The sequence below is a fragment of the Streptomyces sp. NPDC029151 genome (genome assembly GCF_055564315.1).
On the sequence record NZ_JBVHWQ010000001.1, the window covers coordinates 1,568,742 to 1,582,022 of the forward strand.

A 13,281-nucleotide genomic window follows, 5' to 3' on the forward strand; every position below is an offset into this window, starting at 1 on the left:
CGAGGCGAGGCTCAACCCACCCTGCACAGCGACCGCTGACGGCACGCCTGGGCGGGTCACCTGGTTCACCGGCCGTCCGGGTCCGCCGCCGTTCCCGGTTCCTCCGGGCGCGGCAACCGGAGCCATGGCTGCCACCTGCGCGAACAACGCCCGTCGGCGATACTGGCCGCTAGCCTGGAGCCATGAAGCGCAATGGGGGAGATTTACGCGCGGGTCGTGTCACGGACGCGGCGTTACGGGCGGCGCGGTCCGCGCGGACCGTCGAGGAGTTCTTCGAGAAGGTCAGACGGGTCACGCGTCCGGCGCTGCGGTTCGACATCTGCGCCGGTGTGACCGTGGATCCGCAGACCCTGATGAACACCGGCGGCGACTACCGCGACGCACTGCCGCCGTCCATGATGCCGCGCATGCTGGACATCGAGTACCGGGAGGGTGACGCCAACGACCTGTCCCAGCTGGCGACCAGGGCGACGCCCGTGGGCCTGCTGAGCCGCGAGATGGGCGGCCGTCTCGAACGCAGCCCGCGCTACCGGGACATCATGCGGCCACTGGGGTTCCGGGACGAACTGAGGGTGCTGCTGCGTGACCGGCACGGAGCATGGGGCGCGCTGATCATGGGGCGCGCGCAGGACGCGCCCGCCTTCGCCCCGTCCGACCTGGCCGTGGCGGCCTCGCTCGCTCAGCCGCTCGGCTCCGTACTGCGCCGGCTGCACCTGACCCGGCTCGCCGAGGCCGGTGCGTCGGCGGCGGCACCGGGTCTGGTACTGCTGGACGGGGAGTACCGGGTGGTGCACCGCACCCCCACCGCGGACATGTGGTTCGAGGGCCTGGCCGGCGAACCGGCCGACGACGCGGCTCCGTCCGCGGACGATCGTTTGCCTCCTGCCGTCTACGCCATGGCGGCCGCGGTCCAGGCGCCCGACGCGCCGGGGACCCGCACCTCCTGGATGCACAGCCGTGCCCATGGCCGCGTGCGGCTGCACGCCTGGTGTCTCGGCTGCTCCGACACGACGGGGGCCCACACCGCCGTGGTCGTCGAGAAGGCCGGTTCCGGCGAGCACTTCGGGCTGATCGCCGCGGCCTACGGGCTGACACCGCGCGAGAGAGACGTCACCGGGCTGGTTCTGCGCGGGCACTCCACCGCGGACATCGCCCGCCGCGCCGGGCTGTCCCCGCACACGGTTCAGGACCACCTCAAGTCGGTGTTCGACAAGACCGGCCTGCACAGCCGACGCGAGTTGGTGGCCGGTATCTTCGCCCGCCACTACCTGTGACGAACGGGCAACGCGTCAGCCGTCAGGCTTCCCCAGGGTCGGCCCTGTGACGGCGGGGGTCTGCCGCGGCCGGTGGCGGCCGCGGGCGGCCCCGGGCCGCCGCCGGTCGCCGTTGGCGCGCCGCTGCCCCGTCCGCCGGGCCGCTACGGTCCTGTCGGCGGCCGCTGCGCTGCCCGGTCGCCAGGCCGACCGCAGTCCCCTGCCGGCGCGAGGGTGTGCCGGAGGCTGGGGTCGGCCAGCACGCACCGGGCCCGTTTCCCCTGCCGGCGTGGGGGTGTGCCGGGCGACTCGGTCACCGCCGAGCCCACGGCGCAGTTCTCCACCGGCGTGGGAAGCGCCGCCTGTCTCGGCCCGATGATCTCCACCGTCAAGATGGACTCGCGGGCGTTGTCGAGGACGACCAGCAGCCGGCGGTCGGGGGCCAGCGACCGAAACAGTGCGGCCGCACCGTTCTCGACTCCGGTATCCGCTCAGGCGGCACGCCCAAGGCCGCCAAGAACTCGCGCAGCACCTCGACTGCGGTCGGCTCGCCCATGTCGCTCAAGCCGCTCGGTCGGCATAGAGGCGCCCGTCGGCGAGGCCGGCGGGGTCGCGGCGGGCCCAGCCCAGGACCAGGGCGGTCTTCCCGACCCCGGCGGCCCCGACGACCAAGCAGACCGGGACCTCGCCCGCGGTGGCCCGCGTCAGTGCTGCGAGCTCCGACGCCCGGCCGTGGAAGCCGCGCGGTGCGCACGGCAGCAGGTCAGGTGCACGCGCTGAAACGGTGCACGAACCGCTCATGCACAGCTTCCAGTTCACCCGCCCACAACCTGACATCAGCAAGGTCCCCACCCATAACAACACCAACGACCGACCTGGCCATCCGTCACGGCACACACCGTTGCAGTACTAGGCCGTCCCGCTGATCCGCGGGAGCGACGTGACCGCCGAGGACACGGCCGCCGGCTGCTCCCCGGAGGGCTTGGCGTGGGTGGCCGTGGGGCGGGTGGACCGCAGCCGGTAGCTCACCGCCTCGTCCAGCGTCACGGGCCGCTGCATCTGCGAGGCGAGCCGCCCCGCCTCCTGGCCGAGCCGCGCGACATCCTCCCAGGGAAGCCGTACCACCAGAGACAGCTCGGCCTCGCCGTCGGGCAGGGCGTGCATCGCCGGAAGCTGCGGAGCGTTCGTCATCGCCTGATCCTCACGTCGGTTGAGAAGGGATACGCGCGCCCGCCCGGCGGTGTTCACCGATTCGCACGGCCGATCGCGGGCACTACTCCTGTGTGGTCATCCCCGTGCATGACGTGAACCCGGTGCGCCGCACGCCCTGGGTGACGTACGCGCTCATCGCCGCCAACGTGCTGGTGTTCCTCACCACGCCCGGCATAGCCGGTTCCGTGGCCGGCAGCAGCGATCTGGTCCAGCTGTGCCACCTGCAGGCCTTCATGGACCACTACGCGGCCGTCCCCCGGGAACTGATCCACCATCAGATGCCCCGGACGGTGCCGACCGGGGCCATCGGCGTCGGCCCGCACGGCCCGGGCTGTGTCGTGGCGCCGCCCGGCTACGACAAGTCCCCGGCGCTGTCGGTGTTCACGGCGATGTTCCTGCACGGCGGCTGGCTGCACCTGCTGGGCAACATGCTCTTCCTGCTGATCTTCGGCAACAACGTCGAGGACCGGATGGGCCACATCCGCTACCTCCTCTTCTACGTCGTCTGCGGCTACGCGGCCGGCTACGGCTTCGCGCTGCTCAACGACACCTCCGGCGCCCCCCTGATCGGCGCGTCGGGCGCGATCGCCGGGGTCCTCGGCGCCTATCTGGTGCTGTACCCGACGGCCAGGGTGTGGGTCCTGGTGCCGTTCCTGGTGTTCCTGCCGCTGCGCCTGCCCGCGTGGCTGGTGCTGGGCTTCTGGTTCGGACTCCAGGCGGTGTACTCGTCCGGCCACGGGGTGTCCGGCGCGGGCACGGTGGCGTACGCGGCGCACGTGGTCGGCTTCGTGGCCGGCATGCTGCTCGCCTGGCCGCTCAAGCCCGGTACGCCGCCCCCGCCGGAGCCGCCCGGCCTGCTGTTCGGCAGGCGCGCGCGGCCCCACTACTCCTGGTGAGCCGGCCGGCGGCTCAGCGCGCGGTGGCGGTGTGGACGTACTCCACGAGCCGGGTCAGTGCGTCCGGGTCGGTGTTCGGCATGACGCCGTGGCCCAGGTTGAAGACGTGGCCCTCCAGACCGGCGGCGGCGTCGAGCACCTCGCGGGCCTTGGCGGCGACGGTGTCCTTGTCGGTGAACAGGACGGTCGGGTCCAGGTTGCCCTGGAGCGCCTTGCCGGGGCCGACGCGGCGGGCGGCCTCGTCCAGCGGGACGCGCCAGTCGACGCCGACGACGTCCGCGCCGGCCTCGCCCATGAGCTTCAGCAGCTCGCCGGTGCCCACGCCGAAGTGGATGCGCGGGACGCCGTACCCGGCGACCGCGTCGAAGACCTTCGCGGAGGCGGGCATGACCGAGCTCCGGTAGTCCGCCGGAGCCAGTGCGCCGGCCCAGGAGTCGAAGAGCTGGACGGCGCTCGCGCCGGCCTCGATCTGGACCTTCAGGAAGGCGGCCGTGATGTCGGCGAGCCGGTCCAGCAGGTCGGCCCACAGCTCGGGGTCGCCGTACATCATCGCCTTGGCGTTCTCGTACGTGCGCGAGGGGCCGCCCTCGACCAGGTAGCTCGCGAGGGTGAACGGCGCGCCCGCGAACCCGATCAGCGGGGTGGCGCCGAGCTCGCGGGTGAGCAGACCGATGGCCTCGGTGACGTACGGGACGTCCTCGGGGGTGAGGTCGCGCAGCCGGGCCAGGTCGGCGCGGGTGCGGACGGGCTGCTCGACGACCGGGCCGACGCCGGGCTTGATGTCGAGGTCGAGACCGATGGCCTTCAGCGGGACCACGATGTCGCTGAAGAAGATCGCCGCGTCCACGTCGTGCCGGCGCACCGGCTGGAGCGTGATCTCGGTGACCAGCTCGGGCCGCATGCAGGACTCCAGCATCGGCACGCCCTCGCGCACCTTGCGGTACTCGGGCAGGGAGCGGCCGGCCTGGCGCATGAACCACACGGGAGTGTGCGGCACGGGCTCGCGCCTGCACGCCCTGAGGAAGGCGCTGTCGTACGTCGCTGTCGGCTGCGGGGTCTCGTTGGCGGTCACGAGGCCAAGTTTCGCATGCCGCCGAAAGCGGTCCTCGCCGGGCGTGCGGGACGCCGCGGGAGCGCGACCGCCCGGGGCCGCCGACTGTGTCTTGCCCCGCACCGGGCCCCGCTTCCCCTTACTCTTCCCCGCATGGCTGCGGCTCACGGACGAATGTCGGACAGCGCTGACGGAACGGACGACGTGAAGGACACCGAGGAGGCGGACGGGCACCCCGGTGCCTCGGGTCCGCCGGCTTTCCGTACCGCGGTCGAGGCCCTGCGCGGCTGTCGGCTGAGGCCGCAGGTGGAGGTGGAGCCGACGCCCGCCCCGCAGCGGCTCGCGCCGTACGCGTACGCGCTGGAGGCGGTGGTGGTCGACGGCGAGCAGGAGCTGGCCGACGGGCGGCTGGTGCTGCTGCACGACCCGGCCGGCCACGAGGCCTGGCGAGGCACGTTCCGGCTGGTGACGCTGGTGCGCGCGGAGCTGGAGCCGGAGATGGCGGCGGATCCGCTGCTGCCGGAGGTGTGCTGGTCCTGGCTGACCGGGGCGCTGGGGGCGCGCGGGCTGGGCTACGGCGAACCGAGCGGCACGATCACGCGTGCCAGTTCGCACTACTTCGGGGGGCTCGCCGAGCGGCCGGCCGCCTCGCAGATCGAGATCCGGGCGTCCTGGACGCCGCGGGAGGGGCTCGGCGGGGTGCCGGACACGGCGGCGCACCTGGCCGCCTGGTGCGATCTGCTGGCGCAGGTGGCGGGCCTGCCGCCGGCCGGTCCGGGGGACGCGTCGGTGGTGACCCTGCCGCAGCGCCGCGGTCCACAGTCGCGCTGACCGGTCACCCGCGAAACGCCCTGTTGACCATCTCTTTGTCGATACGGCCACTTTCCGTACTCGAATCGCACCCGCTCGAACCGACTCGATCTTCGGGTGATCGATCGCGTGTCCGAATTGCACAGATTGTTACTCACTAGATCGTGATCATTCTCTAAAGGCGGACGAGTTTGCTGCCGAAGACGACTGTGACCTTGAAAGCACGGTTCGTCCCGGCTTCCTCCCCACAAGCCGGCCCCGTCCCCCACCCAGGAGGCCTGGTGTCCGTTCTCCTCGAGCAACCCGCAAGCCTGGTCGCCTACCGCCCGAACAAGCCGACCGCCATGGTGGTCGTGGCCGACCCCCGCGTCCGCTCCACCGTCACCCGCCACCTGTGGGCGCTCGGCGTGCGCGATGTCATCGAGGCCTCGTCCATCGCGGAGGCTCGTCCCCGCATCGGCAACCCGCGCGACATCTGCGTCGCCGACGTCCACCTCCCCGACGGCTCCGGCCTCACCCTGCTGTCCGAGACCCGCGCCGCGGGCTGGCCCAACGGACTCGCCCTGTCCGCCGCCGACGACATCGGCGCGGTCCGCAACGCCCTGGCCGGGGGCGTCAAGGGCTACGTCGTCACCGGTACCCGCACCAACATCGGGCTCCCCACCCGACCCGGTGCCGCGCCCCTCGGCGCCGCCGCCCGTATGCACCGCCGCCCCCCGGGTGCCCCGAGCCACCCGGGCGGCTACCGCGAGCTGTCCGGACGCGAGGTCGAGGTGCTGCGGCTGGTCGCGGAGGGCCAGTCGAACAAGGCGATCGGCGTGTCCATGGGCCTGTCCGCCCTCACCGTGAAGAGCCACCTCGCCCGCATCGCCCGCAAGCTCGGCACGGGCGACCGCGCCGGCATGGTCGCCGTGGCCCTGCGCACCGGGATCATCCACTGAGCGGCCTCCCCCACTGAGCCCACCCGATACCCCTTTCGACGGAATCCCGCGTTCACCCCGCTGAACCGGCCCGTGCCCCGATCTGACTGGTTTACGACCCTCCCGCGCCCGTCGACGGAACGTTCCGTCGACGGGCGCCGTCCACACACGGATACCCTTGACAGGTGACCGACGCCCAAGACACCGCAGCAGACAGTTCCCTGCGTATCACCGGAGGCACCCCTCCGGACGACGCCGGATCTTCTGTGACGGGGGCGCCGACTCCGTTGCTCGAACCCCGCGAGGGCATCCCGCCCGTAGTCGCCGACGAGGCCGGCCTCGCCCGGGTTACCGCCGCGTTCGCCGCCGGCTCCGGCCCCGTCGCCGTGGACGCCGAGCGCGCCTCCGGCTACCGCTACGGCCAGCGCGCCTACCTGGTGCAGCTGCGCCGCCAGGGCGCCGGGACCGCGCTGATCGACCCGGTCGCCTGCCCCGACCTGTCCGGCCTCGGCGAGGCCCTGTCCGGCGTCGAGTGGGTGCTGCACGCGGCCACCCAGGACCTGCCGTGCCTGCGCGAGATAGGCATGGTCCCGACCCGCCTGTTCGACACCGAGCTGGCCGGCCGGCTCGCCGGGTTCCCCCGGGTCGGCCTCGGCGCGATGGTGGAGGGCGTGCTGGGCTTCGTCCTGGAGAAGGGCCACTCCGCCGTCGACTGGTCGACCCGGCCGCTGCCCGAGCCCTGGCTGCGGTACGCCGCGCTCGACGTGGAGCTGCTCGTCGACCTGCGGGACGCCCTGGAGAAGGAACTGGACCGGCAGGGCAAGCTGGAGTGGGCGCTCCAGGAGTTCGACGCGATCGCGAGCGCGCCGCCCGCCGAGCCGAGGAAGGACCCCTGGCGCCGGACGTCCGGGATGCACAAGGTGCGCCGCCGCCGGCAGCTCGCCGTCGTCCGGGAGCTGTGGCTGACGCGGGACCGGATCGCCCAGCGCCGGGACGTGTCGCCGGGCAAGGTGCTCAGCGACGCGGCCATCGTGGAGGCCGCGCTGGCCCTGCCGGGCACTGTGCACGTCCTCGCCGGGCTGAACGGGTTCGGGCACCGGATGGGACGGCGCCAGCTGGAGCAGTGGCAGGCCGCGGTGGACCGGGCCAAGGCCCTGCCCGACAGCTCCCTGCCGCAGCCGGGTCAGCCGGTGACCGGTCCACCGCCGCCGCGGGCCTGGGCCGACAAGGACCCCGCCGCCGCGGCCCGGCTGTCCGCCGCGCGGGCCGGGGTGACCGCTCTCGCCGAGCGGCTGAACATGCCCCAGGAGAACGTGATCTCCCCCGACACGGTCCGCAGGATCTGCTGGGAGCCGCCGAAGGTGGTCGACGCCGGCTCCGTGGAGGCGGCGCTGGCCGGGCACGGCGCGCGGGCCTGGCAGGTGGAGCTGGTGACACCGGTGCTGGTGGACGCGCTGCTGGCCGAGGACGCCTAGGCGGCGCGAGGAAGACGCTCAGCGTCGGCGGGATCACCCGGACCGTTCCCGCCGAGGCGACCTCCCCGTGGGCGCCGTAGGGCCGCGGAAGCGGAACAGGGACGTCGAGATCACGCCAAGATCCTGGGGCAGGGCGAGGAGAGGAAGAGGCGCCCGGCGAACGCGTCACGTTCCGCGTGCCGGCCGGCGGACTGCCGACCCGTCCGCCGCGCGGTCCACGCCGGCCCGCGCGGTCGCCGGCCGGGGCGCGGGTGGACGTGGTGGGCCCGGCGGTCAGCCGGCCGGCCCCGGACGCTGCGCCTCGAACCGTCCTGCGTGGAGTTCCCCTCGGGTGCGGAGAGCGTGCTGAGCGAGCACCCCTGCTCGCTGCTGCTCCGGCCGGTGCGCAGCCCGGACGAGGAGGCCGGGCTGCTGGACGCGCGGTGGCGGGGCCGGCACGTCGGTGGCTCGATCCTGGTCGACGTGCGCGCGCCGGTGCCGCAGCGCCGCGAGGTACGCACCGCCTCGGTGGCGGCCGTGGCGTCGTCCGTCCACACCGAGGTCAGCCCCCCGGTCAGCGAGGGGTGGCCGACGGCGGTCACCGGCAGCCCCCCTCGCCCGGGTCGGCGGGCCGCGGCCCTGGGGCACACCGGTATCCGCGGCGCCGCGTTCGACGAGGCCGCGGGGTTCTGGCGCCGGCCGGGGCACGGCAGGTCTCGACCGACTTCTCGGGGGACGCGGGCGCGCGGGCGACGCGGTCCCCGCTCACGGCCGCGCCGTCCGACGGGCCGACGGTGATCGTGTGCGACATCGCCATCATGGCGGTGGCCGGGCTGTCGCCGGCGGCGGAGACGGGGTCGCGGGTGCCGGCGGACGTGTCGCCGCCGGCGTGGGACGGCTCGCAGCCGCGCCGGCTGACCCATCCGGCGCCGTCGGCGAGGGGTCATGACGTGCACGGGTCCGGGGCACAGGTGGCCCGTACCCTGTTCGGCGTGATCACCGGGGAGGGGCCGGGCTCGTACTGCGGTGCCCGCTCCGGTCCCGACGCCGAGGGGCTCGGCGGCTCCGCCGGCGGTGTGACCTTCACCGCTCCCCCCGGCAGGACTGTGCAGCTACGTTACTCATAAGTAGCATGGGTTCTGAGCGCGCGCTCAGCGCAACGCAGCAGTGCCATCCCGCATCTGGAGGAGAGCCATCGTGCCTCGTACCGTCAGGGACGTCGTCTTCGTCGACGGCGTCCGTACCCCGTTCGGCAAGGCGGGCCCGAAGGGCATCTACCACGAGACCCGCGCCGACGACCTCGTCGTGAAGGCGATCCGGGAGCTGCTGCGCCGCAACCCCGGTCTGGACCCCAAGAAGATCGACGAGGTCGCCATCGCCGCGACCACGCAGATCGGTGACCAGGGCCTGACCCTCGGCCGCACGGCCGGCATCCTCGCCGGTCTGCCGCAGTCCGTGCCCGGCTACTCGATCGACCGCATGTGCGCCGGCGCCCTGACCGCCGTGACGACCACCGCCGGTTCGATCGCCTTCGGTGCCTACGACGCCGTCATCGCCGGCGGAGTCGAGCACATGGGCCGCCACCCGATGGGCGAGGGCGTCGACCCGAACCCGCGGTTCGTGAGCGAGAAGCTGGTGGACGAGTCGGCCCTGTTCATGGGCATGACCGCGGAGAACCTGCACGACCGCTACCCGCAGATCACCAAGCTGCGCGCGGACGAGTACGCGGTGCGCTCGCAGGAGAAGGCCGCCAAGGCGTACGCCAACGGCAAGATCCAGCAGGACCTCGTGCCGATCTCGGTGCGCCGCACCAACGCGGAGGCCGGCGAGACCGGCTGGGGCCTGGTCACCGCGGACGAGCCGATGCGCCCGGGCACGACCCTGGAGAGCCTGGCCGGTCTGAAGACGCCGTTCCGCGTGCACGGCCGGGTCACCGCCGGCAACGCGGCCGGTCTGAACGACGGTGCGACCGCCTCGATCATCGCCTCCGAGGACTTCGCCCGCGAGAACGGCCTGCCGGTCAAGATGCGCCTCGTCTCCTACGCCTTCGCGGGCGTCGAGCCGGAGGTCATGGGCTACGGCCCCATCCCGGCCACGGAGAAGGCCCTCGCCAAGGCGGGCCTGTCCATCTCCGATATCGGCCTGTTCGAGATCAACGAGGCCTTCGCCGTCCAGGTGCTGGCCTTCCTCGACCACTACGGCATCGCGGACGACGACGAGCGCGTCAACCAGTACGGCGGCGCCATCGCCTTCGGCCACCCGCTGGCCTCCTCCGGCGTCCGGCTGATGACGCAGCTGGCCCGCCAGTTCGAGGAGCAGCCGCACGTCCGCTACGGCCTGACCACCATGTGCGTCGGCTTCGGCATGGGCGCGACGGTCATCTGGGAGAACCCGCACTTCGAGGGGGACAAGTGAGCACCACCGCCGAGCTTCTGAAGCAGGCCTCGGACCTGTTCCCCGACGAGGTCGTGACGTCCGCGCACGTACGCCACTTCGACCTTCCGTTCGGGGCCGGCCGCTTCGCGCTGATCACGCTGGACAACGGCCTGGACCACACCAAGCCGACCACCTTCGGCCCGGCCTCGCTGGCGAACCTGAACACGGCGATCGACCAGGTCGAGAAGGAGGCCGCGGACGGCGACATCGTCGGCGTCGGCATCACCGGCAAGCCGTTCATCTTCGCCGTCGGCGCCGACCTCAAGGGCGTCGAGCTGCTGAAGGAGCACGAGCACGCGCTCGCCATCGGCAAGGGCGGCCACGAGGTCTTCAAGCGCCTGGCGAAGCTGGCCGTGCCGACCTTCGCGTACTACAACGGCGCGGCGATGGGCGGCGGCGTCGAGGTCGGCCTGCACTGCACCTACCGGACCGTCTCCAAGGCGATCCCGGCGTTCTCCCTGCCCGAGGTCTTCCTCGGTCTGGTCCCCGGCTGGGGCGGCTGCACCCTGCTGCCGAACCTGATCGGCGCCGACAAGGCCGTCTCGGTCATCATCGAGAACAGCCTGAACCAGAACAAGCAGCTCAAGGGCCAGCAGGTCTTCGACCTCGGGATCGCGGACGCGCTCTTCGAGGGCGCCGACTTCCTGGAGCAGTCGCTGCTGTGGACGGCCCAGGTGCTCAAGGGCGACGTCACGGTCGAGCGTCCGGTGATCGACCGCGGCGAGGCCTGGGACCAGGCCGTCGCCAAGGGCCGCTTCATCGCGGACGGCAAGGTGCACGGCGCCGCTCCGGCCGCCTACCGCGCCCTGGACATCATCGACGCCGCCCGCAACGAGGACCTCCAGCAGGGCTTCGACGCCGAGGACCAGGCCCTCGCCGACCTGATCATGGGCGGCGAGCTGCGTGCCGGCATCTACGCGTTCAACCTCGTCCAGAAGCGCGGCAAGCGTCCCGCCGGCGCCCCGGACAAGAACCTGGCGCGCCCGGTCACCAAGGTCGGTGTCGTCGGCGCCGGTCTGATGGCCTCCCAGCTGGCCCTGCTCTTCCTGCGCCGCCTCGAGGTGCCGGTCGTGCTGACCGACATCGACCAGGAGCGCGTCGACAAGGGTGTGGGCTACGTCCACGCCGAGATCGACAAGCTGCTCGGCAAGGGCCGGATCAACCAGGACAAGGCCAACCGCCTGAAGGCGCTGGTGACCGGTGTCCTGGACAAGGCCGCGGGCTTCGCGGACGCCGACTTCGTCATCGAGGCGGTCTTCGAGGAGATCGGCGTCAAGCAGCAGGTGTTCGCGGAGGTCGAGGCGGTCGCCCCGGCGCACGCGATCCTCGCCACCAACACCTCCTCGCTGTCGGTGTCGGAGATGGCGTCGAAGCTGAAGCACCCCGAGCGGGTCGTCGGCTTCCACTTCTTCAACCCGGTGGCCGTCCTCCCGCTGCTGGAGATCGTCCGCGGCGAGAAGACCGACGACGCGTCCCTCGCGACCGCGTTCGCCGTCGCCAAGAAGCTGAAGAAGACCGCGGTCCTCACCAAGGACGCCCCGGCGTTCGTCGTGAACCGCATCCTCACCCGCTTCATGGGCGAGATCCAGAACGTCATCGACGAGGGCACCCCGGTCGAGGTCGCCGAGAAGGCGATCGAGCCGCTCGGCCTGCCGATGTCCCCGCTGGTGCTGCTGGAGCTGGTCGGCCCGGCGATCGGCCTGCACGTCTCCGAGACGCTGCACGGCGCGTTCCCGGACCGCTTCAAGGTCTCCCCGAACCTCAAGGCGGTCGTGGAGGCGGGCAAGCGCGGCTTCTACGTCTACGACAGCGGCAAGCCGGAGCTGGACCCGGAGGTCGCCGCGCTGCTCAAGCAGGGCGATGCCGTGCTGACCGAGGAGCAGGTCCGCGACCGTGTCCTCGACGCGGTGGCGCAGGAGATCGGGCTCATGCTCGACGAGGGCGTCGTCGCCGAGGCCCAGGACATCGACCTGTGCCTGATCACGGGCGCCGGCTGGCCCTTCCACCTGGGCGGCATCACGCCGTACCTGGACCGTGAGGGCGTCTCGGAGCGTGTGAACGGCAAGAAGTTCCTGGCTCCGGGCGTGGCGAGCGTGCCCGCGTAACACCCGGTGACACCGAGAAGGGCCCCCGCCGCGGCGGGGGCCCTTCCGCGTGCGGGGTCAGGCCTCGCGCCACGCCTCCAGCGCCAGCCCCGGCTCGTCCTTGCGCCGGGTCAGCAGGAGCCGTCCGGTCGACGGGGACAACGTTGCCGCCACCACCCGGCCGTCCGCGTCCGTCGTCAGGGACACCAGCGCGTCCAGGGGGAGTTCGGGGCCCGACTCGGCCCACCAGGCGCCCGCCGACTCCCGTTCGGTCGGGTACGCGGCGAAGGCGACCCGGCGGCTCGCCGACCGCTGGACCAGCAGGGTGCAGTCGTGGCCGTCCAGTTCGCAGCGGACCGCCGACACCGGGCCGGAACCGGCCGCGGGCAGCAGGGTGACCGGCTCGCCGCCCGGGCGCCAGGCGCACAGGCCGCCGGAGGTGTCGGTGTAGAAGACGGTCGTCCGGTCCGGGGAGGTGGCCAGCGCGCGCAGGGTGCCCGGACGGACCGGGGTCTGGAGCGCCTCCTGGAGCACGGGCCGGGCGCCGGGCTGCTCCTGACGCCAGTACAGCAGGCCCTGGGGGACGGCCGCGTACAGCTCGACCCGGCCGGACTCCCCGGTCACGGCGGCGAGTCCGTCCTGGACCTCCGCGCCCTCGAGGTCCCGCCAGGGCTCCCAGCCGCCCTTCTCCTTCTGGGCGAGCATGCTCACCCCGCCGCCCTTGTTGCGGACGAAGACGTGGGCGCGGCCCTGCGCGTCCACCGCGACGGCGGGCGTGCCGGTCCGGTCGCCCTTCTTGTCCGGGTGACCGACCGGGTTCCAGTCCAGGGCCGCCAGGTGCGGGCGGAAGTGCGTGGAGTGCACCAGTCCGGACTCGCCCTTGACGGTGGGCCGCCAGGAGACCAGATGCGCGTAGCCGTCGGCGCCCTGGCCGACGGCCAGGACGGAGTGGAGCCGCTGCTCGCCGCCCACCCTGCGGGGGGCGGACCAGGGGCCGCCGAGGCCGCGCTCCGCCCGGCACAGGACGGCGTCGCCCGACAGCTGGTAGACACTGAGCCGGCCGTCTCGGCCGCGAAGGAGCCAGTCGCCGTTCACCGGTTCACTTTAAGCCGCCCGACGGTGGCCCCGGGTCCCGGGCCCCGCCCCCGGGGCCGTGGGAACCTTG

General features: G+C 72.8%; 10 protein-coding genes and 3 pseudogenes. 7 read left to right on the forward strand and 6 right to left on the reverse strand.

What is annotated here, in order from left to right; genetic code table 11:
- Nucleotides 1-182 precede the first annotated feature (182 nt).
- A complete protein-coding gene (locus ACZ4VF_RS06375) occupies nt 183-1,274 on the forward strand; it encodes a helix-turn-helix transcriptional regulator (RefSeq protein ID WP_467923478.1) in 1,092 nt (363 codons plus the stop codon).
- 374 nt (nt 1,275-1,648) lie between these two features.
- Here ACZ4VF_RS06375 and ACZ4VF_RS06380 read toward each other — a convergent pair.
- Nucleotides 1,649-2,018, reverse strand: a pseudogene (locus ACZ4VF_RS06380) (AfsR family transcriptional regulator); the annotation flags it as partial.
- Nucleotides 2,019-2,162: 144 nt separating this feature from the next.
- On the reverse strand, nt 2,163-2,444 hold the full coding sequence (locus tag ACZ4VF_RS06385; protein ID WP_467923479.1) for a hypothetical protein: 282 nt from the start codon (nt 2,442-2,444) through the stop codon (nt 2,163-2,165).
- A 92-nt stretch (nt 2,445-2,536) separates the two neighbouring features.
- Here ACZ4VF_RS06385 and ACZ4VF_RS06390 point away from each other — a divergent pair, with 92 nt between their 5' ends.
- Nucleotides 2,537-3,361, forward strand: a complete 825-nt coding sequence (locus tag ACZ4VF_RS06390; RefSeq protein WP_467923480.1) for a rhomboid family intramembrane serine protease — start codon at nt 2,537-2,539, stop codon at nt 3,359-3,361.
- A gap of 13 nt (nt 3,362-3,374) precedes the next feature.
- On the opposite strand, the gene hemE is transcribed toward ACZ4VF_RS06390, so the two are convergent.
- Nucleotides 3,375-4,433: a uroporphyrinogen decarboxylase gene (gene hemE / locus ACZ4VF_RS06395; protein ID WP_467923481.1), complete on the reverse strand. Its 1,059-nt coding sequence runs from the start codon at nt 4,431-4,433 to the stop codon at nt 3,375-3,377.
- A 132-nt stretch (nt 4,434-4,565) separates the two neighbouring features.
- On the opposite strand from hemE, the gene ACZ4VF_RS06400 reads away from it, so the two are divergent.
- From ACZ4VF_RS06400 to ACZ4VF_RS06410, 3 genes are all read left to right on the forward strand, one after another.
- Nucleotides 4,566-5,243, forward strand: a complete 678-nt coding sequence (locus ACZ4VF_RS06400) for a DUF3000 domain-containing protein (protein WP_467923482.1) — start codon at nt 4,566-4,568, stop codon at nt 5,241-5,243.
- A gap of 260 nt (nt 5,244-5,503) precedes the next feature.
- Complete coding sequence (locus tag ACZ4VF_RS06405; RefSeq protein ID WP_030777669.1) at nt 5,504-6,163, forward strand: response regulator transcription factor; 660 nt, start codon at nt 5,504-5,506, stop codon at nt 6,161-6,163.
- A 164-nt stretch (nt 6,164-6,327) separates the two neighbouring features.
- Nucleotides 6,328-7,617, forward strand: a complete 1,290-nt coding sequence (locus ACZ4VF_RS06410; RefSeq protein WP_467923483.1) for a ribonuclease D — start codon at nt 6,328-6,330, stop codon at nt 7,615-7,617.
- Between the two features lie 7 nt (nt 7,618-7,624).
- Here ACZ4VF_RS06410 and ACZ4VF_RS06415 read toward each other — a convergent pair.
- Nucleotides 7,625-7,764 (reverse strand): annotated as a pseudogene (locus ACZ4VF_RS06415) (carbohydrate ABC transporter permease); the annotation flags it as partial.
- Between the two features lie 321 nt (nt 7,765-8,085).
- A pseudogene (locus tag ACZ4VF_RS06420) lies at nt 8,086-8,207 on the reverse strand (LacI family transcriptional regulator); the annotation flags it as partial.
- A 586-nt stretch (nt 8,208-8,793) separates the two neighbouring features.
- Between ACZ4VF_RS06420 and ACZ4VF_RS06425 the strand changes: the two are divergent.
- Entirely contained in the window at nt 8,794-10,011 is a 1,218-nt protein-coding gene (locus ACZ4VF_RS06425; RefSeq protein WP_467923484.1) for a thiolase family protein, read from the forward strand.
- Nucleotides 10,008-12,137 carry a 3-hydroxyacyl-CoA dehydrogenase NAD-binding domain-containing protein gene (locus ACZ4VF_RS06430; RefSeq protein ID WP_467923485.1) on the forward strand — a complete coding sequence of 710 codons (2,130 nt, stop codon included), beginning with the start codon at nt 10,008-10,010 and terminating at the stop codon, nt 12,135-12,137. The genes ACZ4VF_RS06425 and ACZ4VF_RS06430 overlap by 4 nt, the downstream gene beginning before the upstream one ends.
- Nucleotides 12,138-12,194: 57 nt before the next feature.
- On the opposite strand, the gene ACZ4VF_RS06435 is transcribed toward ACZ4VF_RS06430, so the two are convergent.
- Complete coding sequence (locus ACZ4VF_RS06435) at nt 12,195-13,211, reverse strand: PLL family lectin (RefSeq protein WP_467923486.1); 1,017 nt, start codon at nt 13,209-13,211, stop codon at nt 12,195-12,197.
- Between the last annotated feature and the right edge of the window lie 70 nt (nt 13,212-13,281).